This is a genomic window from Pseudomonas sp. 3296 (assembly GCF_031456615.1).
Lineage (GTDB): Bacteria > Pseudomonadota > Gammaproteobacteria > Pseudomonadales > Pseudomonadaceae > Aquipseudomonas > Aquipseudomonas mucoides.
Map to the genome: position 1 here is coordinate 17,076 of NZ_JAVDUY010000008.1, position 25,739 is coordinate 42,814.

Annotated in this window: 21 protein-coding genes, 4 tRNA genes and 1 riboswitch; of the genes, 19 read left to right on the forward strand and 6 right to left on the reverse strand. The window is 58.9% G+C overall.

Features of this window, described 5'->3' with window-relative positions; all coding sequences use genetic code 11:
• Window positions 1-132: 132 nt before the first annotated feature.
• The 7 genes from J2X66_RS21915 (at window position 133) to astE (ending at window position 7,934) form a co-directional block, all read left to right on the forward strand.
• The gene (locus J2X66_RS21915) at window positions 133-1,353 is read left to right on the forward strand and encodes an aspartate aminotransferase family protein (RefSeq protein WP_059182301.1); all 1,221 of its coding nucleotides are present in this window, start codon (window positions 133-135) and stop codon (window positions 1,351-1,353) included.
• Between the two features lie 208 nt (window positions 1,354-1,561).
• Window positions 1,562-2,581 (forward strand): arginine/ornithine succinyltransferase subunit alpha, encoded by a 1,020-nt coding sequence (gene aruF, locus J2X66_RS21920; RefSeq protein ID WP_027923928.1) that lies wholly within the window; start codon window positions 1,562-1,564, stop codon window positions 2,579-2,581.
• Window positions 2,582-2,665: 84 nt separating this feature from the next.
• Entirely contained in the window at window positions 2,666-3,691 is a 1,026-nt protein-coding gene (gene astA, locus J2X66_RS21925; RefSeq protein WP_310268433.1) for an arginine N-succinyltransferase, read from the forward strand.
• Window positions 3,688-5,157, forward strand: coding sequence for a succinylglutamate-semialdehyde dehydrogenase (gene astD / locus J2X66_RS21930; RefSeq protein WP_310269267.1), 1,470 nt, complete (start codon window positions 3,688-3,690; stop codon window positions 5,155-5,157). Before astA ends, astD begins: the two co-directional genes overlap by 4 nt.
• Before the next feature lie 93 nt (window positions 5,158-5,250).
• Window positions 5,251-6,597 carry an N-succinylarginine dihydrolase gene (gene astB / locus J2X66_RS21935; protein WP_123432856.1) on the forward strand — a complete coding sequence of 449 codons (1,347 nt, stop codon included), beginning with the start codon at window positions 5,251-5,253 and terminating at the stop codon, window positions 6,595-6,597.
• Between the two features lie 26 nt (window positions 6,598-6,623).
• On the forward strand, window positions 6,624-6,911 hold the full coding sequence (locus J2X66_RS21940) for a hypothetical protein (protein WP_027923932.1): 288 nt from the start codon (window positions 6,624-6,626) through the stop codon (window positions 6,909-6,911).
• A 12-nt stretch (window positions 6,912-6,923) separates the two neighbouring features.
• The gene (gene astE, locus J2X66_RS21945; protein WP_310268438.1) at window positions 6,924-7,934 is read left to right on the forward strand and encodes a succinylglutamate desuccinylase; all 1,011 of its coding nucleotides are present in this window, start codon (window positions 6,924-6,926) and stop codon (window positions 7,932-7,934) included.
• 149 nt (window positions 7,935-8,083) lie between these two features.
• On the opposite strand, the gene J2X66_RS21950 is transcribed toward astE, so the two are convergent.
• Window positions 8,084-8,593, reverse strand: coding sequence for a 6,7-dimethyl-8-ribityllumazine synthase (locus tag J2X66_RS21950; RefSeq protein WP_310268441.1), 510 nt, complete (start codon window positions 8,591-8,593; stop codon window positions 8,084-8,086).
• Between the two features lie 101 nt (window positions 8,594-8,694).
• Window positions 8,695-8,866, reverse strand: a riboswitch (FMN riboswitch).
• Window positions 8,867-9,061: 195 nt separating this feature from the next.
• Here J2X66_RS21950 and ltaE point away from each other — a divergent pair.
• The 7 genes from ltaE to J2X66_RS21985 all read left to right on the forward strand — a co-directional run bounded on the left by ltaE (window position 9,062) and on the right by J2X66_RS21985 (window position 15,033).
• Window positions 9,062-10,066: a low-specificity L-threonine aldolase gene (gene ltaE / locus J2X66_RS21955; protein WP_310268443.1), complete on the forward strand. Its 1,005-nt coding sequence runs from the start codon at window positions 9,062-9,064 to the stop codon at window positions 10,064-10,066.
• 146 nt (window positions 10,067-10,212) lie between these two features.
• Window positions 10,213-12,837 carry an alanine--tRNA ligase gene (gene alaS / locus J2X66_RS21960; protein ID WP_310268446.1) on the forward strand — a complete coding sequence of 875 codons (2,625 nt, stop codon included), beginning with the start codon at window positions 10,213-10,215 and terminating at the stop codon, window positions 12,835-12,837.
• Window positions 12,838-12,928: 91 nt separating this feature from the next.
• Window positions 12,929-14,170 (forward strand): aspartate kinase, encoded by a 1,242-nt coding sequence (locus tag J2X66_RS21965; RefSeq protein ID WP_027923937.1) that lies wholly within the window; start codon window positions 12,929-12,931, stop codon window positions 14,168-14,170.
• Between the two features lie 188 nt (window positions 14,171-14,358).
• The gene (csrA, locus tag J2X66_RS21970; protein WP_002554426.1) at window positions 14,359-14,547 is read left to right on the forward strand and encodes a carbon storage regulator CsrA; all 189 of its coding nucleotides are present in this window, start codon (window positions 14,359-14,361) and stop codon (window positions 14,545-14,547) included.
• A 62-nt stretch (window positions 14,548-14,609) separates the two neighbouring features.
• Window positions 14,610-14,700, forward strand: a tRNA-Ser gene (locus J2X66_RS21975).
• Between the two features lie 107 nt (window positions 14,701-14,807).
• Window positions 14,808-14,884 (forward strand) — tRNA-Arg (locus J2X66_RS21980).
• Window positions 14,885-14,956: 72 nt separating this feature from the next.
• A tRNA-Arg gene (locus J2X66_RS21985) sits at window positions 14,957-15,033 on the forward strand.
• A gap of 19 nt (window positions 15,034-15,052) precedes the next feature.
• Here the strand turns inward: J2X66_RS21985 and J2X66_RS21990 are convergent.
• Window positions 15,053-15,571, reverse strand: a complete 519-nt coding sequence (locus J2X66_RS21990) for a cell envelope protein SmpA (RefSeq protein WP_310268449.1) — start codon at window positions 15,569-15,571, stop codon at window positions 15,053-15,055.
• A gap of 318 nt (window positions 15,572-15,889) precedes the next feature.
• On the opposite strand from J2X66_RS21990, the gene mgtE reads away from it, so the two are divergent.
• On the forward strand, window positions 15,890-17,332 hold the full coding sequence (mgtE, locus tag J2X66_RS21995) for a magnesium transporter (protein WP_010457218.1): 1,443 nt from the start codon (window positions 15,890-15,892) through the stop codon (window positions 17,330-17,332).
• Window positions 17,333-17,434: 102 nt separating this feature from the next.
• Here mgtE and J2X66_RS22000 read toward each other — a convergent pair whose 3' ends face one another.
• Window positions 17,435-17,761: an Arc family DNA-binding protein gene (locus J2X66_RS22000; RefSeq protein WP_003178899.1), complete on the reverse strand. Its 327-nt coding sequence runs from the start codon at window positions 17,759-17,761 to the stop codon at window positions 17,435-17,437.
• A gap of 385 nt (window positions 17,762-18,146) precedes the next feature.
• Here J2X66_RS22000 and phnN point away from each other — a divergent pair, with 385 nt between their 5' ends.
• Entirely contained in the window at window positions 18,147-18,707 is a 561-nt protein-coding gene (gene phnN, locus J2X66_RS22005) for a phosphonate metabolism protein/1,5-bisphosphokinase (PRPP-forming) PhnN (protein WP_310268452.1), read from the forward strand.
• Here phnN and J2X66_RS22010 read toward each other — a convergent pair.
• Entirely contained in the window at window positions 18,682-18,861 is a 180-nt protein-coding gene (locus J2X66_RS22010) for a PA3371 family protein (RefSeq protein ID WP_310268455.1), read from the reverse strand. The genes phnN and J2X66_RS22010 overlap by 26 nt on opposite strands.
• A gap of 23 nt (window positions 18,862-18,884) precedes the next feature.
• On the reverse strand, window positions 18,885-19,115 hold the full coding sequence (locus tag J2X66_RS22015; protein ID WP_310269270.1) for a hypothetical protein: 231 nt from the start codon (window positions 19,113-19,115) through the stop codon (window positions 18,885-18,887).
• Between the two features lie 290 nt (window positions 19,116-19,405).
• Here J2X66_RS22015 and J2X66_RS22020 point away from each other — a divergent pair.
• From J2X66_RS22020 to J2X66_RS22030, 3 genes are all read left to right on the forward strand, one after another.
• A tRNA-Arg gene (locus J2X66_RS22020) sits at window positions 19,406-19,482 on the forward strand.
• A gap of 92 nt (window positions 19,483-19,574) precedes the next feature.
• Entirely contained in the window at window positions 19,575-20,912 is a 1,338-nt protein-coding gene (gene chrA / locus J2X66_RS22025) for a chromate efflux transporter (protein WP_310268459.1), read from the forward strand.
• Window positions 20,913-21,040: 128 nt separating this feature from the next.
• Window positions 21,041-21,580, forward strand: coding sequence for a hypothetical protein (locus tag J2X66_RS22030; RefSeq protein WP_310268462.1), 540 nt, complete (start codon window positions 21,041-21,043; stop codon window positions 21,578-21,580).
• A 12-nt stretch (window positions 21,581-21,592) separates the two neighbouring features.
• Here the strand turns inward: J2X66_RS22030 and J2X66_RS22035 are convergent, their stop codons facing one another.
• Window positions 21,593-25,732, reverse strand: a complete 4,140-nt coding sequence (locus tag J2X66_RS22035) for a CheR family methyltransferase (protein WP_310268465.1) — start codon at window positions 25,730-25,732, stop codon at window positions 21,593-21,595.
• Window positions 25,733-25,739: the final 7 nt, after the last annotated feature.

Genomic DNA, 25,739 nt, shown 5'->3' on the forward strand with positions numbered 1-25,739 from the left:
TAAACCCGGCTGAAACCGGGGTTTGCGCTATAAGAAGTTGTCGCTTGGCGGCAAGGCCGGGCTGAAAACTGTCCTTACAATCCCCCCATCGCTCGCCAGTTTCAGGCGAGTGTTCCTCTTCAGGAGACTCCGATGTCCGTTGAGCACGCTGCGGTACAACGCGCCGATTTCGACCAGGTAATGGTTCCTAACTACGCGCCTGCCGCTTTCATCCCTGTGCGTGGTGCCGGTTCCCGCGTCTGGGACCAGTCTGGCCGCGAGCTGATCGACTTCGCCGGCGGGATTGCCGTTAACGTATTGGGCCACGCACACCCTGCGCTGGTCGGTGCCTTGACCGAGCAGGCGAACAAGCTGTGGCACGTGTCCAACGTGTTCACCAATGAGCCGGCCCTGCGCCTGGCGCATAAGCTGATCGACGCTACGTTTGCCGAGCGCGTGTTCTTCTGCAACTCCGGCGCCGAAGCCAACGAGGCCGCTTTCAAGCTGGCCCGTCGCGTCGCCTTCGATCGTTTTGGTACCGAGAAGTACGAAATCATCGCCGCGCTGAACAGCTTCCACGGCCGCACCCTGTTCACCGTGAACGTCGGTGGCCAGTCGAAGTACTCCGACGGTTTCGGTCCGAAAATCACTGGCATCACCCATGTGCCGTACAACGATCTGGCCGCTCTGAAAGCAGCCATTTCCGACAAGACCTGCGCGGTGGTGCTGGAGCCGATCCAGGGCGAGGGCGGCGTGTTGCCGGCCGAACTGGCTTACCTGCAAGGCGCTCGTGATCTGTGCACCGAGCACAACGCGCTGTTGGTGTTCGACGAAGTGCAAACCGGTATGGGCCGCAGCGGCAAGCTGTTCGCCTACCAGCACTACGGCGTGACCCCGGACATTCTGACCAGCGCGAAGAGCCTGGGCGGCGGTTTCCCGATCGCGGCGATGCTGACCACCGAAGACCTGGCCAAACATCTGGTCGTCGGCACTCACGGCACCACTTACGGCGGCAACCCGCTGGCGTGCGCTGTCGCTGAAGCGGTGATCGACGTGATCAACACCCCTGAAGTGCTGGCCGGCGTCAATGCCAAGCACGACAAGTTCAAGGCGCGCCTTGAGCAGATCGGCGAGAAGTACGGCCTGTTCACTCAGGTTCGTGGCCTGGGTCTGCTGATCGGTTGCGTGCTGAGCGATGCCTGGAAAGGCAAGGCCAAGGACATCTTCAACGCCGCCGAACGTGAAGGCCTGATGATTCTGCAAGCCGGCCCGGACGTGATTCGCTTCGCGCCGAGCCTGGTGGTTGAAGACGCTGATATCGATGCCGGTCTGGACCGCTTCGAACGCGCTGCCGCCAAACTGACACAAGCCTGATAGGGCCTTCGACGCCTGACTTTTCAGGCGTCGAACCAAATTTTTATGCCGGGCCCGCTTTTCTGTAGGAGCGAGCCTGCTCGCGATGGTGTGTCAGTCGACATCAATGTTGCTGAACCACCATCGCGAGCAGGCTCGCTCCTACCCAAGTTTCAAAAGGCCGGGCCCGGTTATTTTCCTCAAAGAGTTTAGAGAAAGGAGTGACACCATGCTGGTGATGCGCCCCGCGCAAATGGCTGATCTGGGCGAGGTACAGCGTCTGGCTGCGGACAGCCCGATTGGTGTCACTTCCTTGCCGGATGACGTTGAACGCCTGAGCGACAAGATCGCTGCAAGCGAAGCCTCGTTTGCTGCCGAAGTCAGCTTCAACGGTGAAGAGAGCTATTTCTTCGTCCTCGAAGACACGACCACCGGCAAGCTGGCCGGTTGCTCGGCGATCGTGGCCTCGGCCGGTTATTCCGAGCCGTTCTACAGCTTCCGTAATGAAACCTTCGTGCACGCCTCCCGCGAGCTGAAGATTCATAACAAGATTCATGTGCTCTCCCAGTGCCACGACCTGACCGGCAACAGCCTGCTGACCAGTTTCTACGTGCAGCGCGAGCTGGTGGGTTCGCCTTGGGCCGAGCTCAATTCCCGTGGTCGCCTGCTGTTCGTCGCCAGCCATCCGGAGCGTTTTGCCGATTCCGTGGTGACCGAGATCGTCGGTTACAGCGATGAAAACGGCGACTCGCCATTCTGGGATGCCATCGGCCGCAACTTCTTCGACCTCAACTACGCTGAAGCCGAGCGTCTGTGCGGTCTGAAGAGCCGCACGTTCCTGGCCGAGCTGATGCCGCATTACCCGATCTATGTGCCGCTGCTGCCGGACTCCGCTCAAGAGGCGATGGGCCAGGTGCATCCACGGGCGCAGATCACCTTCGACATCCTGATGCGCGAAGGCTTCGAGACCGATCACTACATCGATATTTTCGACGGCGGCCCGACCTTGCACGCCCGTGTGACGGGGATTCGTTCGATCGCCCAGAGCCGCGTCGTACCGGTGAAAATCGGCGAGCCGGTCAAAGGTGTCGGACGTCAGTACCTGGTGGCCAATGCCCAGTTGCAGGATTACCGCGCCGTGTTGCTTGAGCTCGATTACGCACCAGGCAAACCCGTGACCCTGGATCTGGAAGCGGCCGAAGCCCTGGGCGTCGGTGAAGGTGCCAGCGTGCGCCTGGTGGCGGTTTAACGCCGGCATTGATTTCCAGCGAGAGATACCTGGAAAGCAGCGAAATTTCACGGGTGGCGCAAGCGGCCCGTTTGAGGAGATAGCATGATCGTTCGTCCCGTACGCAGCAGCGATTTACCCGCTCTGATCGACCTGGCCCGCAGCACCGGCACCGGCCTGACTACCTTGCCGGCCAACGAAGAACGTCTGGCCCATCGGGTCGGCTGGGCCGAGAAGACCTTTCGCGGCGAAGCCGGGCGCGCTGATGCGGACTACCTGTTCGTACTCGAAGATGACGCGGGCCGCGTGGTGGGCATTTCCGCCATCGCCGGTGCGGTCGGCCTGCGTGAGCCTTGGTACAACTTCCGGGTCGGTCTGACGGTCAGCGCTTCGCAAGAGCTGAGCATCTACCGCGAGATTCCGACGCTGTTCCTGGCCAATGACCTGACCGGCAACTCCGAGCTGTGCTCGTTGTTCCTGCACGCCGATTTCCGCACCGGCCTCAATGGCCGCATGCTGGCGAAGGCGCGGATGTTGTTCATTGCCGAGTTCCCGCAACTGTTCGGCAACAAGATCATCGCCGAGATGCGTGGTGTCTCCGATGAAGCCGGACGTTCGCCGTTCTGGGAGAGCCTGGGCCGTCACTTCTTCAAGATGGAATTCAGCCAGGCTGATTACCTGACCGGCGTGGGCAACAAGGCATTCATTGCCGAGCTGATGCCAAAGTTTCCGCTGTACACCTGCTTCCTGTCGCCCGACGCGCGCAACGTCATCGGCAAGGTCCATCCGGACACCGAACCGGCGCTGGCCATGCTCAAGAGCGAAGGTTTCAGCTACCAGGGCTACGTCGACATCTTCGACGCCGGCCCGGCCGTCGAGTGCGAAACCGGCAAGATCCGCGCGGTGCGTGACAGCGAGGCGCTGGTGCTGGCCATCGGCACACCGGGCGACGACGCTACCCCGTTCCTGATTCACAACCGCAAGCGCGAAGACTGCCGGATCACTGCCGCTCCAGCACGCTTCGCCGCCGGCACGCTGGTGGTTGATCCGCTGACCGCCAAACGCCTTCAACTCAACGCCGGCGATCAAGTGCGCGCCGTTCCGTTGTCTGCTGCTCGGGAGTCGAAATAATGAATTCGCTATACATCGCAGGTGAATGGCTGGCCGGTCAGGGTGAAGCCTTCCAGTCGTTGAACCCGGTGACCCAGCAAGTGCTGTGGTCCGGCGAAGGCGCCACGACGGCTCAGGTTGAATCCGCCGTGCAAGCCGCGCGTCAGGCATTCCCGGGCTGGGCCCGTCGGACCCTGGACGAGCGCATTGCCGTGCTTGAGGCCTTTGCCGCCGCACTGAAAAACAAGGCTGACGAACTGGCACGCTGCATCGGTGAAGAAACCGGCAAGCCGCTGTGGGAATCGGCGACTGAAGTGACCAGCATGGTCAACAAGATCGCGATTTCGGTGCAGAGCTACCGTGAACGTACCGGCGAGAAGAGCGGCCCGCTGGGCGACGCCACCGCTGTGTTGCGTCATAAACCGCACGGCGTGGTGGCGGTGTTCGGTCCTTACAATTTCCCTGGCCACTTGCCGAACGGTCACATCGTGCCCGCGCTGCTGGCCGGTAACAGCGTGTTGTTCAAACCCAGCGAGCTGACCCCGAAAGTTGCCGAACTGACGGTTAAATGCTGGATCGAAGCCGGTCTGCCGGCGGGTGTGTTGAACCTGCTGCAAGGCGCTCGTGAAACCGGTATTGCCCTGGCGGCAAACCCGGGCATCGACGGTCTGTTCTTCACCGGCTCCAGCCGCACCGGCAATCATCTGCATCAGCAGTTCGCTGGTCGTCCAGACAAGATCCTGGCGCTGGAAATGGGTGGTAACAACCCGCTGGTGGTCGACGAAGTGGCCGACCTCGATGCCGCTGTTTACACCATCATCCAGTCGGCCTTCATTTCTGCCGGTCAGCGTTGCACCTGTGCACGCCGCTTGCTGGTGCCGCAGGGCGCCTGGGGCGACACGCTGCTGGCGCGTCTGGTGGCGGTCAGCGCGACGATTGAAGTAGGTGCGTTTGATCAACAACCGGCACCGTTCATGGGGTCGGTTATTTCCCTTGGCGCCGCGAAAGCGTTGATGGATGCGCAAGAGCACTTGCTGGCCAATGGCGCAGTGGCATTGCTGGAAATGACTCAGCCGCAGGCACAAGCCGCGTTGCTGACCCCGGGCATTCTGGACGTGACGGCCGTGGCTGACCGTCCTGACGAAGAGCTGTTCGGCCCGTTGCTGCAAGTGATCCGCTACGCTGATTTTGAAGCGGCGATCGCCGAAGCCAATGACACCGACTATGGCCTGGCGGCGGGTTTGCTGTCGGATTCCGAAGCGCGTTACCAGCAGTTCTGGCTGGAAAGCCGCGCCGGTATCGTCAACTGGAACAAGCAGCTGACCGGTGCCGCGAGCAGCGCGCCATTCGGCGGTGTGGGGGCCTCCGGCAACCATCGCGCCAGCGCCTACTACGCAGCCGATTACTGCGCGTACCCGGTGGCATCGCTGGAAACCCCGAGCCTGGTGTTGCCTGCGACGCTCACGCCCGGCGTGAAAATGGCGTAATGCCCCATCGCCAGCAGGCTGGCGATGGCCGCGCCGCGGTCTTACTGAATAGTTACTGAAGCCATAACAACAGATTCTCGTGGAGCCTCGCTGATGAAATCCTATGAAGTCAATTTTGACGGTCTAGTGGGGCCGACCCATAACTACGGCGGTTTGTCCTACGGCAACGTCGCGTCCCAGAGCAACAGCCAGCAGTCTTCGAACCCGAAGGAAGCCGCGCTGCAAGGCCTGGCGAAAATGAAAGCGCTGATGGAAATGGGCTTTCAGCAAGGTGTGCTGGCGCCACAAGAACGCCCGGACGTGGCCGCATTGCGCCGGTTGGGTTTCAGCGGCACCGACGCGCAAGTGATCGAGCAAGCCGCTAAAGACGCGATGCCGTTGCTGGTTGCCAGTTGCTCGGCGTCGAGCATGTGGGTCGCCAATGCCGCCACGGTCAGCCCGAGTGCCGACACCGCTGACGGCCGCGTGCATTTCACCGCCGCCAACCTCAACTGCAAGTACCACCGCAGCATCGAACACCCGACCACCAGCCGCGTGCTGGGTGCGATGTTCGCCGATCAGAAGCACTTTGCGCACCACGCCGCGTTACCGGCCGTGGCGCAGTTCGGTGACGAAGGCGCGGCCAACCACACCCGTTTCTGCCGTGAATACGGTGAAGCCGGCGTTGAGTTCTTCGTGTTCGGTCGCAGCGCGTTCGATACCCGCTACCCGGCACCGCAGAAATACCCGGCACGCCAGACGCTGGAAGCGTCACAGGCCGTTGCCCGCCTGCACGGCCTGAGCGAAGACGGCGTCGTCTATGCGCAGCAGAATCCGTCGGTGATCGATCAGGGCGTGTTCCACAACGACGTGATCGCGGTGGGTAACGGCGAAGTGTTGTTCTATCACGAGGACGCATTCCTCGACACCGAGCAGATGCTGGCCGAGCTGCAAAGCAAACTGGCTAAAGTCGGCGGCAAATTCCAGTCGGTCTGCGTGCCGCGTTCCGCCGTCACCGTGGAAGACGCCGTTCGTTCCTACCTGTTCAACAGCCAACTGCTGTCGCGTCCTGACGGTTCGATGCTGTTGATCGTGCCCGAAGAATGCCGTGGCAACGAGCGTGTCTGGCAGTACCTGCAAGGTCTGACCAGCTCCGGCGGCCTGATCCGCGAGGTGAAAGTCTTCGATCTCAAGCAAAGCATGCAGAACGGTGGCGGCCCGGCTTGCCTGCGGCTGCGCGTCGCACTGAATGAAACCGAACTGGCGGCGGTCAACCCAGGGGTTATCATGACGGCACCGTTGTACGGCACGTTGACCGAATGGGTCGACAAGCACTACCGCGACCGCATGACCGAAAATGATCTCGCGGACCCGCAATTGCTGCTTGAATGCCGGACGGCACTGGATGAACTGACGCAAATCCTTAAACTGGGCGCGGTTTATCCATTCCAGATCAATTGAAAGTCTCAAACGAGAGCGTAAAAAACATGAGCGATACCCTGCAGCTGATCCTTGAAGACACCGACGGCACGCAACTGGAAACCTCCTGCACCCGCGTCGCGGTCCTGTGGCAAGGCAAAGAGCTGTGGATCCAGCACGATGGCCGTGGCCAACTGCTGATCGGCGTGGACGTCGAAGAAGGTGACGCTGAATACGCCAACCTGCTGCTGCGTCCATTGGCGACTAATCTGGTAAGTCTGCAACTGGAAATGGAACCGGCTGAAGTCGGCGATGAAGACCACGTGCACGGCCCGGATTGCGCACACGACCACTAAGGAAACCGCTCTATGCTCGCCCTCGGCAAACTGCTTGAACTGACCCTCGCCGGCCGTGAACCGGCGGAGAAGACTCAACTGACTGTCGAAGGCGTGCGGATGCGCTGGTTGAGCGAAGGTGCGCTGGAAGTCCGGCCACCTGAAGCGCGCGACAATGGCCTTGACCTGCTGCTGTCAGCCGGTATTCACGGCAACGAAACAGCGCCGATCGAGTTGCTCGACCGCCTGTTGCATGACATCGCTCGCGGTGATTTGAAGCCGCGCGCACGTATTCTGTTCCTGTTCGGTAACCCGGAAGCGATTCGCAAAGGCGAGCGCTTTGTCGAGCAGGACGTCAATCGGCTGTTCAATGGCCGCCACGAGCAAAGCAGCGGCTCCGAAGCCTTGCGCGCTTGTGAGCTGGAACGGCTGGCGGCGAGTTTCTTCAGCCTGCCAGATCGTCAGCGCCTGCACTACGACCTGCACACCGCGATTCGCGGCTCGAAGATCGAGCAGTTCGCCTTGTACCCCTGGAAGGAAGGTCGCCAGCATTCGCGTCAGGAACTGGCGCGCCTGCGTGCTGCCGGCATGGAAGCGGTGCTGTTACAGAACAAGCCATCCATCGTTTTCAGTTCCTACACCTATGACAAGCTGGGCGCCGAGTCCTTCACCCTGGAACTGGGCAAGGCAAGGCCGTTCGGGCAGAACGCCGGGGTCAACGTTTCGCTGCTGGAAACCCGCCTGAAACAGATCATCGAAGGCGTCGAACCGGAACCGACCGAAGCGGCACTGGACGGTTTGCAGCTGTACAGCGTGGCGCGGGAAATCATCAAGCACAGCGACAGCTTCCGCTTGAACCTTCCGGCGGACATCGAGAACTTTTCCGAACTGGACGTGGGTTACCTGCTGGCGGAAGACATCGCCAATACCCGCTGGATCATCGAAGAAGAGGGCGCCCGGATTATCTTCCCGAACCCCAAGGTGAAGAATGGCTTGCGCGCCGGCATCCTGATCGTACCGACCACCGACGAAAACCTCGCCTGAGCACAACACTAACAAATGTGGGAGCGAGCCTGCTCGCGAAGACGGCATAACAAACAACATCACCGTTGAATGTTAATCCGCTTTCGCGAGCAGGCTCGCTCCCACAATTGGTTTGAGTGAAGTCTGGGACCTCACTCAAGTCATGTGTTTTAGACTGCTACCGCACGCGGCTCACTGCGACGCAACGCACGCATCTTGTGCAGCGTATCCGCACAGGTCTTCGCGGCTTCCTGGCCTTTATGCAGGAAATGCTCGAAGAAGAACTTCTGGTGCTCTTCACCGGCATGGAAGTGGTGCGGGGTCAGGGATACCGAGAACACGGGCACTTCAGTTTCCAGTTGCACCTGCATCAGGCCACTGACCACCGACTGGGCGACGAACTCGTGACGGTAGATCCCGCCATCAACCACCAGGGCTGCCGCGACGATGCCCGAATAACGGCCGGTCTTGGCCAGCAACTTGGCGTGCAGGGGCATTTCAAAGGCGCCGCCGACTTCGAAGAAATCGATGTCCGATTCCTGATAACCCTGGGCAATCATTTCGGTGACAAAGCCTTTACGGCTCTGATCGACGATTTCCTTGTGCCAGCAGGCCTGGATGAACGCAACGCGCTCGCCCTGATGGTTTTTGCTTTTGCTATCGATTGCGGTGGGTTGCATGTTCTGACTCCTGTTTATGGTTAAAACAGGGCATATGAATCGAATGGGATTTCAGGGTACGCACGCTCGCACGAATGCAGCGGACGGCCCTTTGGCGTCAATCCCGTTCTCTCTTCATCCGGACTATGACCGTCGGCCCCGGGATCACACCGGGTCTGCTGACCTTGTCGTCATGCACGGTCATTGCCGTACCTGTCGCCAAGCGCTCGCGGGCTATGCGCGTTGCGCGCAATTACCGCCGGTGGGGAGTTGCACCCCGCCCTGAGAACGTTTTGCCGTCAGATTGTCTGGCGGCGCAGCGTTTTTATCACATATTTGCGAGCCGTGCATCGCTGCGATTTGATGATTGTTATCGGCTTTTTCGCTTACTTGGGGTGTCTTTTCCGGCTCAAGGGTTGATTATTCGTCGTCATGACCGCAGTAATTTCTACTTGAAAGGGATTTCCCCTGCTTACCGAGGCCAGATTCATGAGCGTTATCGATCTTCGCAGCGACACCGTCACCCAACCTTCCGCCGGGATGCTCGACGCAATGGCCTGCGCGGCCACCGGTGACGACGTTTATGGCGAGGATCCGACGGTCAACCGTCTTGAAGCCGAGCTGGCAAAACGTCTGGGTTTCGCCGCAGCGCTGTTTGTGCCGACAGGCACGATGAGTAACCTGCTGGGTTTGATGGCGCATTGCGAGCGCGGCGAGGAATACATCGTTGGTCAACAGGCCCACACCTATAAGTATGAAGGTGGCGGCGCGGCGGTGCTCGGTTCGATTCAGCCGCAGCCGTTGGAACAGCAGGCCAATGGCTCGCTGGACCTGGCCCAGGTGGCCGCCGCAATCAAACCGGACGATTTCCATTTTGCCCGCACGCGTTTGCTGGCGCTGGAAAACACCATGCAAGGCAAGGTGCTGCCGCTGGAGTATCTGGCGCGGGCCCGCAGCTTTACCCGTGAACATGGCTTGCAGCTGCACCTGGACGGCGCGCGGCTCTACAACGCGGCCGTCAAACTGGGGGTTGATGCCCGGGAAATCACTCAGCATTTCGATTCCGTGTCGGTGTGTCTGTCCAAAGGCCTGGGCGCGCCGGTCGGTTCGGTGTTGTGCGGCTCGGTCGAGTTGATCGCCAAGGCGCGCCGATTGCGCAAGATGGTCGGAGGCGGCATGCGTCAGGCCGGGATTCTGGCGGCAGCAGGCTTGTATGCGCTGGATAACAACGTCCAGCGTCTGGCTGACGACCACGCCAATGCGCAATTGTTGGCCGAAGGCCTGCGCGCGGCGGGTTACGACGTCGAGCCAGTGCAGACCAACATGGTGTACGTGCAGATGGGCGACAAGGCCGAAGCCATCAAGACGTTCGCCGCCGAACGCGGGATCAAGTTAAGCGCGGCAGGGCGTCTGCGTATGGTCACGCACATGGACGTCAGTCGTGAGCAAATCGGGCAGGTCGTCGCGGCATTCGTCGACTTTTCGCGCAAGTGATAGCGTTAGCGCCCCAATTGACTGTTTCTATCGTATAAACACGCTGTACCCCGCGCGCAGGGCCGATATAATGCGGCCCTTTGCCGTCGCTTCGTCTGTTGACGTTTCGAACAGGCCTTTGGCCGCAGCCTCCGTGGAAGAACCTAATGAAAAGCGCAGAAATCCGTGAAGCCTTCCTTCGCTTCTTCGAAGAGCAAGGCCACACCCGTGTAGCCTCCAGCTCTTTGATTCCGGGCAACGACCCAACCCTGCTGTTCACTAACGCGGGGATGAACCAGTTCAAGGACTGCTTCCTGGGCCAGGAAAAACGTGCGTACACCCGCGCGGTCAGCAGCCAGAAATGCGTGCGCGCTGGCGGCAAGCACAACGACCTGGAAAACGTCGGTTATACCGCCCGTCACCACACATTCTTCGAAATGCTGGGCAACTTCAGCTTTGGTGATTATTTCAAGCGTGACGCGATCACCTATGCCTGGAACTTCCTGACCTCCGACCAGTGGCTGAATCTGCCGAAGGAAAAACTCTGGGTGACCGTCTACGCCAGCGATGACGAGGCGTATGACATCTGGACCAAGGAAATCGGCGTTCCGGCCGAGCGCATGGTTCGCATCGGCGATAACAAAGGCGCGCCGTACGCGTCCGACAACTTCTGGACCATGGGCGATACCGGTCCGTGCGGTCCTTGCACCGAGATTTTCTACGATCACGGCGCCGACATCTGGGGTGGCCCACCGGGCTCGCCGGAAGAAGACGGCGACCGTTACATCGAGATCTGGAACAACGTGTTCATGCAGTTCAACCGTACCGCCGATGGCGTGTTGCACCCGCTGCCAGCACCGTCGGTCGACACCGGCATGGGCCTGGAGCGGATCAGTGCCGTGCTGCAGCACGTTCACTCGAACTATGAAATCGACTTGTTCCAGAGCCTGTTGAGCGCTTCGGCCAAGGCCATTGGATGCACCAACGACGCTCAGGCTTCCTTGAAAGTCGTGGCTGACCATATTCGTTCTTGCGGCTTCCTGATCGCTGACGGTGTGCTGCCGTCCAACGAAGGTCGCGGCTATGTACTGCGCCGGATCATTCGTCGCGCTTGCCGTCACGGCAACAAGCTGGGCGCCAAGGGCAGTTTCTTCTATCAGATCGTTGCGGCCCTGGTTGCCGAGATGGGCGAAGCCTTCCCTGAGCTGAAATCCCAGCAGGCGCACATCGAACGTGTTCTGAAAGCTGAAGAAGAGCAGTTCGCCAAGACCCTGGAGCAAGGCCTGAAAATCCTCGAGCAGGATCTGGCCGACCTCAAAGGCGACGTGGTACCGGGCGACGTCGTGTTCAAACTCTACGACACCTACGGTTTCCCGATGGACCTGACCGGCGACATCGCTCGCGAGCGCAGCCTGACCATCGACGAAGAAGGCTTTGAGCGCGAAATGGAAGCCCAACGCGTCCGTGCCCGTTCCGCCAGCTCCTTCGGCATGGACTACAACAGCCTGGTCAAGGTTGATGTGGCTACCGAATTTACTGGTTACAAAGCGACCAGCGGTTCGGCGAAAGTCGTGGCTCTCTATAAAGAAGGGCAATCGGTTGACGTGTTGAGCGAAGGCGAAGAAGGCGTGGTCGTTCTAAACCAGACCCCGTTCTACGCGGAGTCCGGTGGCCAGATTGGTGACTGTGGTTATCTGCAAGCCGGCAACAGCCGCTTCGACGTGCGCGATACCACCAAGACCGGCGGCGCCTTCCTGCACCACGGTGTATTGGCATCGGGCAGCCTGATCATCGGCGCGCCGGTTGAAGCTCACGTCGAAGCCGAGGTGCGTCACGCCACTTCGCTGAACCACTCGGCCACTCACTTGCTGCACGCCGCATTGCGTCAGGTGCTGGGCGATCACGTTCAGCAGAAAGGTTCGTTGGTCGACAGTCAGCGCCTGCGCTTTGACTTCAGCCACTTCGAAGCCATCAAGCCTGAGCAATTGAAAGCTCTGGAAGACATCGTCAACGCCGAGATCCGCAAGAACTCCGCGGTTGAAACCGAAGAAACCGACATCGAGACCGCCAAGAAGAAGGGCGCCATGGCGCTGTTCGGCGAGAAGTACGGCGACAATGTGCGCGTGCTGAGCATGGGTGGCGATTTCTCGGTTGAGCTGTGTGGCGGTATCCACGCCAACCGTACCGGCGACATCGGCCTGCTGAAAATCATCAGCGAAGGCGGTGTGGCATCGGGTGTGCGTCGTATCGAGGCCGTCACCGGCGCTGCGGCACTGGCCTACTTGAATGCGGCCGAAGAACAACTCAAGGAAGCGGCCAACCTGGTCAAGGGGAGCCGCGATAACCTGATCGACAAGCTGTCGGCTGTGCTGGAGCGCAACCGTCTGCTGGAAAAGCAACTCGAGCAGTTGCAAGCCAAGGCTGCCAGTGCAGCGGGCGACGATCTGTCGGCCGCAGCCCTGGACGTCAAAGGCGTGAAGGTGCTGGCCGTGCGTCTGGACGGTCAGGATGGCAAGGCGCTGCTGGCGCTGGTCGATCAACTGAAAAACAAACTCGGCCGCGCAGTGATCCTGCTCGGCAGTGTCCATGAGGAAAAGGTCGTTCTGGTTGCAGGCGTAACCAAAGACCTGACTGGCCAACTCAAAGCCGGTGATTTGATGAAGCAAGCCGCTGCGGCAGTGGGCGGGAAGGGTGGTGGTCGTCCAGACATGGCGCAAGGCGGCGGTACAGACGCTGGCGCTCTGGATGCAGCATTGGCCCTGACCGTTCCATTTGTAGAGCAGGGTTTATAAGGCAGTGTGTCTGGCTCGCGGTCTAGTAGCGGGCCAGAACGCTGTTTGAGTGATTATTTGGGCGCCCTTCATGGGCAGAGGCGGCTTTGAAATGGCTTTGATCGTACAGAAATTTGGAGGCACCTCGGTCGGCACTGTCGAGAGAATCGAGCAGGTCGCCGACAAGGTTAAGAAATTCCGCGATGCCGGCGATGACCTGGTGGTTGTGCTGTCTGCAATGAGCGGCGAAACCAACCGTCTGATCGATCTGGCCAAGCAAATCAGTGGCGACGGCCAACCGGTTCCCCGCGAGCTGGATGTGATCGTTTCCACCGGTGAGCAGGTGACGATTGCACTGTTGGCCATGGCGCTGATCAAGCGCGGCGTGCCAGCGGTGTCCTACACCGGTAATCAGGTACGGATTCTGACCGATAGCGCGCACAATAAAGCGCGTATCTTGCAGATTGATGACCAGAAGATTCGTGGTGATTTGAAAGCCGGTCGCGTAGTGGTTGTCGCCGGTTTCCAGGGCGTCGACGAGCACGGCAACATTACCACCCTCGGTCGCGGCGGTTCCGACACCACTGGCGTGGCGCTGGCCGCAGCCCTGAAGGCTGATGAATGCCAGATCTACACCGACGTCGATGGTGTCTACACCACCGACCCGCGTGTGGTGTCCGTGGCTCAACGCCTGGAAAAGATTACCTTCGAAGAGATGCTGGAAATGGCCAGCCTTGGTTCCAAGGTACTGCAGATCCGTGCGGTCGAGTTTGCCGGCAAGTACAACGTTCCGCTGCGCGTACTGCACAGCTTCAAGGAGGGTCCGGGCACCCTCATTACTATTGATGAAGAGGAAACCATGGAACAGCCGATCATTTCCGGTATCGCATTCAACCGCGATGAAGCCAAGCTGACCATCCGTGGCGTGCCAGACATCCCGGGCGTTGCATTCAAGATTCTCGGCCCGATCAGTGCCGCGAACATCGAAGTCGACATGATCGTGCAGAACGTCGCGCACGATAACACCACCGACTTCACCTTCACTGTACACCGCAACGACTACCAGGCGGCGCAAGCCGTGCTGGAAAAAACCGCTGGCGAGCTGGGTGCCCGTGAAGTCGTGGGCGACACCAAAATTGCCAAGGTATCGATCGTCGGCGTCGGCATGCGCTCCCACGCAGGCGTGGCCAGCCGCATGTTCGAATCCCTGGCGAAAGAAAGCATCAACATCCAGATGATCTCGACTTCGGAAATCAAAGTCTCCGTTGTGATCGAAGAGAAGTACCTGGAATTGGCTGTGCGCGCTCTGCACACAGCTTTCGAACTGGACGCACCGGCCCGTCAGGGCGAGTGATGCGTTTACCAAAGGGCGCGGTCTGACCGCGCCCTTTGTCTTTTTTTGAATGGCGCGGCCTAAAACTGTTCTTTTGCTCGCGCTGGTCAATACTCAGGCATGTAGGGCTGCGATCATTCTGGTTGTGGGTCGAGTGCCTTTTTTTTGCAGACTGTTGTCCCTGAAATGAAATGCGTTAGGAGAAAGGTATGCTGATTCTGACCCGTCGGTGCGCAGAAAGCCTGATTATTGGTGATGGCGAAATCACCGTGACCGTGCTCGGCGTCAAAGGAAATCAAGTGCGTATCGGTGTGAACGCCCCGAAAGAGGTTGCTGTGCACCGTGAGGAAATTTACCTGCGTATAAAGAAAGAGAAGGACGAAGAACCAAGCCATTAATTTTTATCGTTTTTTATGTTTGCAAACGGGGAAAAGGTTGGTTAAGATACGCCCCGTGTTGCGGAGAGCTGGCCGAGTGGCCGAAGGCGCTCCCCTGCTAAGGGAGTACACCTCAAAAGGGTGTCGGGGGTTCGAATCCCCCGTTCTCCGCCATTATTTGCGTAGTACGTTGTAATCTGGCTTCTTCGGTAAGTTGTTGAAATTACTAGAAAAAGTGTTTGACATAGAGATTAGACGGCCTATAATGCGCGGCAACAAATGCACTCGTAGCTCAGCTGGATAGAGTACTCGGCTACGAACCGAGCGGTCACAGGTTCGAATCCTGTCGAGTGCACCATTTAAGAGTTGTTTGCAGTGATGTGAGCGACTTTGCTTCAGCCAGTTGTGGTCTGGTTTAAAAACACAAAATGCACTCGTAGCTCAGCTGGATAGAGTACTCGGCTACGAACCGAGCGGTCACAGGTTCGAATCCTGTCGAGTGCACCAAACACCAAAAAGCCCGCGTTTAACGCGGGCTTTTTGCCGTCTGGGATTTGGCTTTTCCTTTCGTGCATCCTTTCTCGTCAAACTCGACCTGTGCGCTACGACCTCGCTTGGCGTCATAGCGGTAGCTCGTTGATGAATTCCTGATACTGATCTTGTCTGGCTTGCCAAGCGCGCTCTCGACGTCCTGCTGACTCATGCCTGCGACGACGCGTTGATTGATGATCGCTTCGCGTCGTTCCCTGGCGCTGATCAGGTTCCCGCATTTGTCTTCTGCCCGACCCACGATGGTCGGCTCTCTCCTTGCGTTTGTCTTACCTGATGTTTCACCGATGTCGGCGCTTGGCATGAACGGCATCGTGCTGCCGGGGGTGAAAGTGCGCACATCCTGTACGAGCAGGCTCTCTGCGGACGAACAGCTCAAGGTGGTGAAGGTCACATGTCCGTTGGCAGCTTCGCAACGGTTTACAGTCTGCGCGTGCAGCAGTAGCGGCAGGCAGGGCAGGGCGGTCAGCAAAAAGCAGTACGCAATCGGTGGCATATGTCGTCCTCCATGACGGTCGATATCAAGGGTAGCTGCTACATTTTTGCAGGGCAGTGTGTTTTCTTTTCAGAATGAGTCGTCGCAATTGGATAGATAGGGTGGCGCTCAGGTTTGGCTTGCAAGCGCTTGTTTCAGCCACGATTTTTAACGTTTAAAACCGTTGGGCGGTGTATCATTGCGCCCGTCAGCCCCGCCGGGGCTTGTGGAATACCTCCATGGACTTACCCAGTAGTTACTCAGTACCCCGTTTCACCAATCATGAATTGACTGATTGATCCTTCCGGCGTGCCCCGCTGCTGGGAGTGGAGTTCGCCTATGTCCGAAGTTGAAGTAAAGAAAACGCAAGAAAGCCTGCAGGACCGCCTCGCTCAAGTTGTTGAGCTGTTGCAGCGTCAGCGGGTCGTCGAAGACCTGACTCATCGCCAGGAAGGTCCGCATCACGACCGGGTCGAGAACCTGGTTCACCGGCAAAACCTCGTCGAGCTGCAACGCAAGCTCGATGATCTGCACTCCGCCGACGTTGCCTACATCCTTGAAGCGCTGCCGCTGGACGATCGTCTGACGCTTTGGCAATTGGTCAAGGCCGATCGCGACGGCGACATCCTGCTCGAAGTATCCGACTCGGTCCGTGAAACCCTGATCGCCGACATGGACGATCACGAACTCCTGGCCGCGGCCAAGGACATGGACGCCGACGAACTCGCTGACCTGGCGTCCGAGCTGCCGCGAGACGTCGTCCACGAGCTGATGGAAACCCTCGATGGTCAACAGCGTGAGCGCGTTCGCTCCGCGTTGTCCTACGACGAGGAGCAAGTCGGTGCATTGATGGACTTCGAGATGGTGACCATCCGTGAGGATGTCAGTCTCGAAGTGGTTCTGCGTTACCTGCGTCGCCTCAAAGAGCTGCCCGGCCACACCGACAAGCTGTTCGTTGTCGACTACGACGGCGTGCTGAAAGGTGTACTGCCGATCAAGCGTCTGCTGGTCAACGATCCGGAAAAACAGGTTTCGGAAGTCATGGCCAGCGACCCGGTGAGTTTTCACCCGGACGAGGATGCCTATGACGCCGCTCAGGCGTTCGAACGTTATGACTTGATCTCGGCCCCCGTGGTCGACAAGAACGGCAAGCTGATCGGCCGTCTGACCATCGATGAAATGGTCGACCTGATTCGTGAAGAGAGCGAAAACGAAGTTCTCAACATGGCGGGTCTGCGCGAAGAAGAAGATATTTTCGCGTCAGTCTGGAAATCCCTGCGCAACCGTTGGGCATGGCTGGCGGTAAACCTGATTACCGCGTTTATTGCATCGCGGGTGATCGGCCTGTTTGAAGGTTCCATCGAAAAACTGGTCGCACTGGCGGCATTGATGCCGATCGTAGCCGGTATCGGTGGCAACTCCGGTAACCAGACCATCACCATGATCGTTCGTGCGATGGCGCTGGATCAGGTCAGTACCGGCAATACCTCGCGGCTGATGCGCAAGGAGTTGGCGGTCGGTCTGATCAATGGCCTGGTGTGGGGCGGGGTGATTGGCGTTGTGGCTTATCTGCTTTACGGCAGTTGGTCCCTTGGCGTGGTCATGACGGCCGCCATGACGCTCAATCTGTTGCTGGCGGCGTTGATGGGGGTTCTGATTCCGATGACCTTGGCGCGGCTTGGGCGCGACCCTGCGATGGGCGCGAGCGTGATGATCACCGCCATGACCGATAGTGGCGGGTTCTTCATCTTCCTTGGGCTGGCGACGATCTTCCTGCTCTGACTTGACCCGCTTTAAGAAACCCGCCAATTGGCGGGTTTTTTATGGCCAAATTTCAGGCAAAAAAAAGCCAGCGATAATGCTGGCTTGAGCTTTCGGGGTGAATCAGGACGCGTCTGCGGCCATTTCAGCGTCGTGGGCGATCAGCGAAACAAGGGCGTTTTGCTGGCGGTGGGACAGTTGACGGAAACGTTGCAGTAATTCGCGTTCGTGCAATGACAGCTCCGGGCTGTCCAGGCGCATGCTCAACTCTTCGCCCAGTGCACCTTCCTGAATAAGACTCTGTTCAAGGCGTGCAATGATTTCGGAGTTCATGCTGCGATGATGATTGCGAGCCACCTCGGCAATGCGTTCACGCATTCCGTCTGGCAGACGTACGACGAACTTGTCAGCCGTACGGCTGGAATAAATTGCCTGTTTCAATGGGCGCATATATTTAACCGGTTAGTTCAGGGGAGCGGTTCTCGGGATTGGCCGCAGGATGTCTGGTAGGACAAGCTTACTGGCCAAATGTTCAACCTGAATTGAAAGAGGCCCGCATCATGCCTCAAAGAAGCCATATCATTGGCGTCAATTCTGTGACAAATATTGAGCCGGGTAAAGGCTTAATGCCAGCACCCCTTGTCAGAAATGTGGACTGGTTGGAAAAGTTGCCCAGAGCCGCATTGCCGACCGCGTCCTTTGCTCCCGCAGATGATGTCTGAAGACGTCTGAAGGTGCATGCTATGCGGATTCGATCCTTGATCCTTGTCTGATACAGGATAGTGGCAATTGGCCGATTTACTAGGGGCTATCTCGCTGTGGGGGATGATTCAGGATGGATGGCAGGCTGATTTATGTGATGGGGCCTTCCGGATCCGGCAAAGACAGCCTCATTGACGCGGCTCGAAAACCTTTGCAGTTGATGAACTGCGAAGTGGTGCGCCGGGTCATAACGCGCTCGGCCGAGTCGGTGGGCGAGGATGCTGTCGGCGTCTCGCGCGAGGAATTCCGGCACCTGAAAGACGCGGGTGACTTCGCGCTGTCGTGGCAGGCCAATGGCCTGGATTATGGGATTCCGATTCAGATCGATCAGTGGCTCAAGGAGGGCCGGCATGTATTGGTCAACGGTTCTCGCGCTCATCTTACCGAGGCGCTACAACGTTACCCCGATCTGATCCCGGTACTGTTGACCGTCAAGGGTGAAGTGTTGCGCGAACGCTTGGTGCGGCGTGGTCGTGAGAGCCTTGCGGACATTGAAGACAGGCTACACCGCAACACACAGTTCGCGGCTGACAACGCGCCAGTCCATCGACTCGATAACTCTGGCGAGCTCGCCGTGACCGTTGCCCATCTCCTCGATCTGCTGAAATTTAACGCAGCACCGGATCGAACTTGATTTTTCGCCCGGCAATTAGCGCCAACACAAACAACCCGGCGAAAATGCCGCAGGCAATCAGCGGCAGGGTGACGACCGCCTCCTGAACCAAAGCCCAATGAAGAATGCCGCTCAGTAAGGCAAGGATCAAAAATCCTGCGGCTGATTTGGACATGCTGTGCTCCTGATTAGGGGGATTCAAAATACAAGGCGTTCGGAGACCTGCGTTACCGATGGGCCTTCCTGGCTCACATCCTGGCGAATAAACCCGCCCTGATCGCTCATGACCGCCAATTGCGGGGCTTTTTGCAGCTGCAGGTAATGCGGCATACGTTGAGCGACCTGCACCGCGCTGTTCTCGGGGGCAAAATGAAAACCCGCCAGGACTGCCAGGGCGATCGCATTCGAGAGTAAAAGGGCGCGGTTCATGAGGCTCACCTCGGTTGTTCTTGAGAACAGTTGAAGCAGCCCGCGTGCCAACAGTTTAACGGCTATTAAATCCTTTAAAAACAAGGAATTAACTTGTCGTTGAGAAGGGGTGGCATTGCAAATTGCAATGATGGCATTTTGAGGGAGTGCAATTTGCACGGTAAACAAAGCCACAGCCCGGTAGGGCGTCTGCCTACACTTAAAAAGCCCTACGGACGACATGACAAATCCGGGCCTGCCCGTTAACATGCACGCCGTCCATCGCACCGCATTTCGTGTGGGCGACGTGTGTCTCAGTAGCTCAATTGGATAGAGCATCCCCCTCCTAAGGGGAAGGTTGGCAGTTCGAACCTGCCCTGGGACACCATCTATTTCATGGCGCCTTGCGCAAGGCGCCGTTTCCGTTAGTGCCCGCATCGCACATTCCCTGCTTGTTCGTTTCCAGAGGCTTTGGCGCTAATGGTTGAAGAAAAGCTGTCCAGGCCGGGCGCAATCAGTCTTCGTGAGGCGTTCTGGTTCTGGTTGAAGCTTGGCTTCATCAGTTTCGGCGGGCCTGCGGGGCAGATCTCGATCATGCACCAAGAGCTGGTCGAACGGCGGCGCTGGATATCCGAGCGCCGATTCCTGCATGCCCTCAACTACTGCATGTTGCTCCCCGGGCCAGAGGCGCAGCAGTTGGCGACCTATATCGGCTGGCTGATGCATCGAACCTGGGGCGGGGTGATTGCCGGCGCACTGTTTGTGCTGCCGTCGTTGTTCATCCTGATCGGGTTGTCGTGGATGTACATCGCCTTCGGTGACGTGCCGGTGGTGGCCGGGCTTTTCTATGGCATCAAGCCTGCCGTGACCGCCATTGTCGTGCAGGCGGCCCATCGGATCGGCTCTCGGGCATTGAAGAACAATTGGCTATGGGCGATAGCGGCCGCTTCATTCACCGCCATCTTCGCGTTCAATGTGCCGTTCCCGCTGATCGTTCTGGGTGCCGCAGTGCTTGGCTATGTCGGCGGACGCCTGGCGCCCGATAAGTTCAGGACCGGTGGTCATGGAGCGGCCAAAAAGTCCTTTGGCCCGGCCGTGATCGATGATGACACCCCGTCCCCGGAGCATGCCCGGTTCAGTTGGTTGAGATTGGCAACGCTGGCCGTGATCGGCGCCGCTTTATGGGCCCTGCCAATGGGGATATTGACCGTGCTCTTTGGCTGGGAAGGCACCCTGACCCAGATGGGCTGGTTCTTTACCAAGGCGGCCCTGCTGACGTTTGGTGGTGCGTATGCCGTGCTTCCCTATGTTTATCAGGGGGCGGTTGGATATTATGGCTGGCTGACACCGACGCAGATGATCGATGGCCTGGCGTTAGGCGAAACCACACCAGGACCGTTGATCATGGTCGTGGCCTTCGTCAGTTTTGTCGGCGCGTATGTTGCTCAAGTATTCGGCAGCGACCACGTTTTTCTCGCGGGAGCCGTCGCCGCCTGCCTGGTGACCTGGTTTACCTTCCTGCCCTCGTTCCTGTTCATCCTCGCGGGCGGGCCATTGGTCGAGTCGACCCACAACGAGCTCAAGTTCACTGCGCCACTGACTGCGATTACGGCTGCCGTCGTGGGTGTGATTCTCAATCTGGCGTGCTTCTTCGGCTATCACGTGCTGTGGCCAAAGGGTTTCAGCGGCCAACTCGATTGGCCCTCGGCACTGATCGCGATCGCCGCGGCCATTGCCTTGTTCCGCTTCAAGCGGGGCGTCATTCAGGTGCTGATGGCCTGTGCACTTGTTGGCTTGGCGGTGCATCTGTTGCGTTAGAAACAATAAAAGCCCTGTCGGATACCTCCATCCGAGAGGGCTTTTTTATGTCCGGCCAACCGACGACCTACATGGCAAACCTGTCATCGCTGTGCCTTACTCCTGAAATGATTTCGGGAGGTGAAACGATGCGACGCAGAGGCGCCCAATTCTGGTTATGGACCAACAGTCGGTTACCGCTGCACACCCATGAAGAAGTGCTCGGCAATGGTTTGCAGGTCGAAGTGCAGGCGCGGATCAGTGTCGAAGGCGTCACCCAGGTGTTTGTGGGTATTTACGATGACAATGGCTGGGCAATCTGCGAGGAGTTTCACGACCGGCGCGCCGGTGAGCACTATTGCACGGCGTTGAAGTGGGGCGCGCAGCGAGCGAGGGAGTGGCTGGCGGACACTCAGGCATTTGTTGCGCCCCATCGGCCGCAATTGACGCTCAGTCCTGTCATCACCGATGAGCCGACACTGGCGCTGCGGCGCATGGAGATGACCGACCGCGAGCGTTTGAAGATCCGTTCCGAGGATGCCTGGTCGGAATACCTGGCGGCCAAAACGGCCATGCTCGAGCTCATGCGCACCAGCAAAGTCGACCCGAGGGTTTGGTCGGACCACAAGGAGCGCCTGCGGCAGGCGATTGACCGGCGCGTCTGCGTGCAACGCGCCTATTTGAACTAGTGGGATGGCCGGTTACAGGACCGAAGAGCGCCGCAGAGCCTCGATGGTTTCGATCAGGTCATCGTAGGACACCGGTTTGCCAAGGTGCTGGTCAAAACCCGATTGCCGGGCCTTTTGAATGTCGCTGCGGGTGCCATAACCCGTCAGTGCAATCGCCGGCACGTCCTTGGCCTGAGGCAGTTTGCGTAATGCGCTCATCAGTTCGTGACCGTTCATGACCGGCATGCCCAGGTCCGAAATGATCAAATCGAAGCGCGTGTGTTTTGCCGCGTCCAGAGCGGCTAACGGCCGGTCGAAAGCGATGACTTCGGCGTCTTCCATTTCCAGCAGCATCTTCAAGGTTTCCAGCACCTCGGCCGAGTCATCGACCAACAGGATCGTCAGCCCGCTTAACCTGCCTGCGGTCTCGTTGACCTTAGCGGGGGATGTCTCTGCGTCAGCGGTGTGGGCCATCGGCAAATAGACGCTGAACGTACAGCCCGCGCCCAACCCCTGGGAGTTCACTTCGACCGAGCCCCGTTGTGCTTCGGTCAACTGGCGGACCAGTGACAACCCGATCCCCAGTCCTTCGCGAGAATGCGTGGCATGTTGCTTTTCAGCCTGGCCAAACAGATCGAACACATGTTCGAGGTTTTCGGCAGCGATACCGGTGCCGTTGTCTTTGACATCCAGCCGGATCTTGTTTCCGGCCTGGCCGGCAATCAGCTGAACCAGCCCGTTGGCCGGGGTAAATTTCAAGGCGTTGTTCACCAGGTTCCAGATGATCTGCTCCAGGCGCGTCGGGTCTGCGTGGACCATCAGCGGCTCTGAAGGTACATGCAGCTCGACCGTGGTTTCGTGTTGCTCGTTCAGGATCACGGTATGGATATCGCGCAGCACACTGACCAGGTCGACGGCGACCGGTTGCAGCTTGAGCTTGCCGGTGCGCACTCGGGCGACGTCCAGCAGATCATCGATGATTCGTGCCTGGCTGGTGACGGCATCGCAAATCGTGTTCACGGCTTTGGCGGCCGGGGGCAGGGACTTGGTCACGGGCAGGCGGCGCAGCAATTCGGCGTTGAGCTGGATCAGGTTCAGCGGGTGCTTGAGTTCGTGGGACATGACCGCAAAGAATTCATCTTTGAGGTAATTGGTATTGCGCGTCTCGGCCAGTTCCTGGCTCTGTTCTTCGTGCTGACGTTTGTGGCCGGTCAGGTCCCGGGCGATTTTCACGTAACCGCGCAGGTTGTCGCCGCTGAGCAAGGTCACTTCGCCGCTGCAAAAGAAGCGGCTGCCATCCTTGCGCAGGTGCCAGCGTTCATCTTCGCTGCGGCCCTGGGTACGGACTGCCAGCAGTTCGTTTTCGGGAACCCCGGCGGCACGGTCTTCGGCGGAGAAAATGAAGTCGTAGAAAGCGCCTTCCGCCTCGGCCTTGCTGTAGCCGAAGATCAGCTCGGCGCCTTTGTTCCAGCTGGTGATGATGCCCTGCTCATCGAGGGTGATGATCGCGTAATCGCGGGTGCTTTCGGCCACCAGCCGCATGCGTTCTTCACCCAGGCGCAGATCTTCTTCCGCCGCGCGGCGTTTGGTGATGTCGATGAACGTCAGCACCGTGCCGTCGATGTGGTCTTCGCTGGAGCGGTACGGCAGCAGGCGGGCGATGTACCAGCGTTTGTCGGTGCTGCTGACTTCCCGTTCGATCATGTTCAACGATTCGAACACCTGCGCCGCGTCACTGGCCAGGCCGTCGTAGTGCAGGCGATGGGTGATGTCGAGCAGCGAGCGGCCGGTATCGACCGGCAGCATGCTGAAAATGTCGGTGGCGCGCGGGGTGAACCATTTGATCCGCATGTTGCGGTCGACGAACACCGTGGCAATGTCGGTGGAAGCGATCAGGTTGGTCAGGTAGTCATTGATCTTGTCGGTTTCTTCAACTTTGGTTTTCAGCTCGTAGTTGACCGTCAGCAACTCTTCGTTGATCGATTGCAGCTCTTCCTTGCTGGTTTCCAGCTCTTCGGTGGCCGAGCGCAACTCTTCGTTGATTGCCTGCATTTCTTCGTTGGAGGCCTTCAGCTCTTCACTGGAGACTTCCGATTGTTCAATGGTGTCCTGCAAGTGCAACTTGGTTCGTTGCAGTTCGCGCTCAAGATTGGACAGCACCTGGCTTTCGGTCTGCAGCAGGGTCGTGACGGTCTGTTCGGACGGGGCGACTTCGACTTCTTCGAAGATCACCAGCACATACTCGCCATCCGATTCTTCGTCCTTATAAGGCTGAGCCACGAGGTCGATCATGTAGCTCTGGTTGCCGCGCTTGAGCGGTACGGCCCTGGACTTGACCACCAGGCCGCTCTGCTGCACCTGAAACAGCGTGGTGCGGATTTCCAGGCGCAACTCCGGCAGGATCAGCGTCAGCAGGTTGCGCGTCAGTTCGCCACCCACATGCCGCAGAAAGCGCCCGGCGCCGTCACTCATGTGCAGGATTTCGGCGTTGGCATCGACAATCATGCTGGGCGGCGCGGCGAGCTCAAGCGCACGCTGGTGAATGTCGGCAAAGGACAGCTTGCGCGGCACCGTGCGGGGCGGCGCCTCGCGGGACGTACTCGCCCGCACGTAACCGCCGCGGGGCATGGTCGGCGTGCGACGGCTGTTGGCGGTACCGGTCTTGGCGCGGAAGATGCGATTGCGTTTATCCACCGGGGCGAACAATTCGTGGCAAGCGTCCGCGCTCTCTGAAGAGCCGAGGAACAGGAAGCCGCCAGGCCGCAGCGCAAAGTGGAACATTTGCAGGATTTCACGCTGCACTTCGCGATCCAGATAGATCAGCAAGTTGCGGCAGACGATCAGGTCGATCTGCGAGAACGGCGGATCCGACAGCAGGCTGTGCTTGGCAAACAGCACCCGTTCGCGAATTTCCTTGCGGATCCGGTAGTGATCGTCCTCCTTGACGAAGTAATGCCGCAGCCGCGTCGGCGGCACATCGGTGATGATCGCTTGCGGATACAACCCGGCGCGGCCAACGCTGATGGCGCGTTCATCAATGTCGGTGGCGAATAACTGCATCGTTGCCTTACTGGCGTCCAGTTGCAGCTGGTCGTTGAGCAAGATCGCCAGGCTGTAGGCTTCTTCGCCGGTGGAACAGCCGGTGGACCAGACGCGAATTTCTTCTTTTTCCGGTTGCGCCGACACGGCGGCGCTGACCAGTTGCGGCAAGACATCCCGTTCCAGCGCTTCGAACGCCTCTCGGTCCCTGAAGAAGTTCGTCACCCCGATCAGCATATCGCCGAGCAGCGCCTTGGTTTCTTCGGGATTGTTTTGCAGGTAGCGGAAGTAGGCGCCCAGGTCGGGCTGGGCGGTGACCTGCATCCGCCGTTCGATCCGCCGCAACACGGTGGCGCGTTTGTAATGCTTGAAGTCGTGGCCGGTGCCGGTGCGCAACTGGATCAGAATGTCGTGGAGCATTTGTTCATTGATGACGGCCTGGCGTTCCGACACTGAGGGGAGGGTTTTCAGTTCGGCGTCACCGGCAATGGGCAAAGTGATGTTCTTGGCGTTTTGCCACAGTTCGAGCAATTTTTGCGGCATTTCCGTGACGGGTAATATCAGGTCGACCATGCCGGTATCGATGGCTGCGCGAGGCATGCCTTCGAATTCAGCGTCTTCCGGCACCTGGGCCATGGTCACGCCGCCGTGTTCCTTGATGCGTGACAAACCGACCGCGCCATCGGAGCCGCTGCCTGACAGGATCAGGCAAAACGCACGCTCGCGATGGACCTCGGCGAGGTCGCGGAAGAACAGGTCGATAGAGGCATGCCGCGTCTCGCGCGCGGCGTTGCTGCTGACCTTTAGAAAACCGTCATCCATGGCCAGGCGCTGGGCCGGCGAGATGACATACACGTGGTTTTTCTCGATGGGCACGGTCTCGGTGACCTGCAGGACCGGCATTTTCGTCGATTCCTGGATGATCTTGTCGGCAATGCTCTGATGGTCGGGCGACAGGTGAAGAATGATGACAAACGCCATGCCGTTGTCTTGAGGCATGTTCTGGAAAAACAGCTTGATGGCTTGGAGTCCCCCCGCAGACGCGCCGATGCCGACCACCGGGAAGTCCAGGTCGCTCGGGCGTGGGGCCTTGCGCTCGGAAGCGCCGGCCGGTTGTTTGGGGTTGCTGGTCATCTGTTCT

Bases quoted from the DNA above. Each gene is read 5' to 3' on its own strand.
- phnN (WP_310268452.1), top strand. From the start codon at position 18,147: ATGGATGGCAGGCTGATTTATGTGATGGGGCCTTCCGGATCCGGCAAA.
- alaS (WP_310268446.1), top strand. From the start codon at position 10,213: ATGAAAAGCGCAGAAATCCGTGAAGCCTTCCTTCGCTTCTTCGAAGAG.
- ltaE (WP_310268443.1), top strand. From the start codon at position 9,062: ATGAGCGTTATCGATCTTCGCAGCGACACCGTCACCCAACCTTCCGCC.
- chrA (WP_310268459.1), top strand. From the start codon at position 19,575: ATGGTTGAAGAAAAGCTGTCCAGGCCGGGCGCAATCAGTCTTCGTGAG.
- astE (WP_310268438.1), top strand. From the start codon at position 6,924: ATGCTCGCCCTCGGCAAACTGCTTGAACTGACCCTCGCCGGCCGTGAA.
- csrA (WP_002554426.1), top strand. From the start codon at position 14,359: ATGCTGATTCTGACCCGTCGGTGCGCAGAAAGCCTGATTATTGGTGAT.
- mgtE (WP_010457218.1), top strand. From the start codon at position 15,890: ATGTCCGAAGTTGAAGTAAAGAAAACGCAAGAAAGCCTGCAGGACCGC.
- J2X66_RS21940 (WP_027923932.1), top strand. From the start codon at position 6,624: ATGAGCGATACCCTGCAGCTGATCCTTGAAGACACCGACGGCACGCAA.
- J2X66_RS21965 (WP_027923937.1), top strand. From the start codon at position 12,929: ATGGCTTTGATCGTACAGAAATTTGGAGGCACCTCGGTCGGCACTGTC.
- astB (WP_123432856.1), top strand. From the start codon at position 5,251: ATGAAATCCTATGAAGTCAATTTTGACGGTCTAGTGGGGCCGACCCAT.
- J2X66_RS22010 (WP_310268455.1), bottom strand. From the start codon at position 18,861: ATGTCCAAATCAGCCGCAGGATTTTTGATCCTTGCCTTACTGAGCGGC.
- J2X66_RS22015 (WP_310269270.1), bottom strand. From the start codon at position 19,115: ATGAACCGCGCCCTTTTACTCTCGAATGCGATCGCCCTGGCAGTCCTG.
- aruF (WP_027923928.1), top strand. From the start codon at position 1,562: ATGCTGGTGATGCGCCCCGCGCAAATGGCTGATCTGGGCGAGGTACAG.
- J2X66_RS21950 (WP_310268441.1), bottom strand. From the start codon at position 8,593: ATGCAACCCACCGCAATCGATAGCAAAAGCAAAAACCATCAGGGCGAG.
- J2X66_RS21990 (WP_310268449.1), bottom strand. From the start codon at position 15,571: ATGCCACCGATTGCGTACTGCTTTTTGCTGACCGCCCTGCCCTGCCTG.
- J2X66_RS22035 (WP_310268465.1), bottom strand. From the start codon at position 25,732: ATGACCAGCAACCCCAAACAACCGGCCGGCGCTTCCGAGCGCAAGGCC.
- astA (WP_310268433.1), top strand. From the start codon at position 2,666: ATGATCGTTCGTCCCGTACGCAGCAGCGATTTACCCGCTCTGATCGAC.
- J2X66_RS22000 (WP_003178899.1), bottom strand. From the start codon at position 17,761: ATGCGCCCATTGAAACAGGCAATTTATTCCAGCCGTACGGCTGACAAG.
- J2X66_RS22030 (WP_310268462.1), top strand. From the start codon at position 21,041: ATGCGACGCAGAGGCGCCCAATTCTGGTTATGGACCAACAGTCGGTTA.
- J2X66_RS21915 (WP_059182301.1), top strand. From the start codon at position 133: ATGTCCGTTGAGCACGCTGCGGTACAACGCGCCGATTTCGACCAGGTA.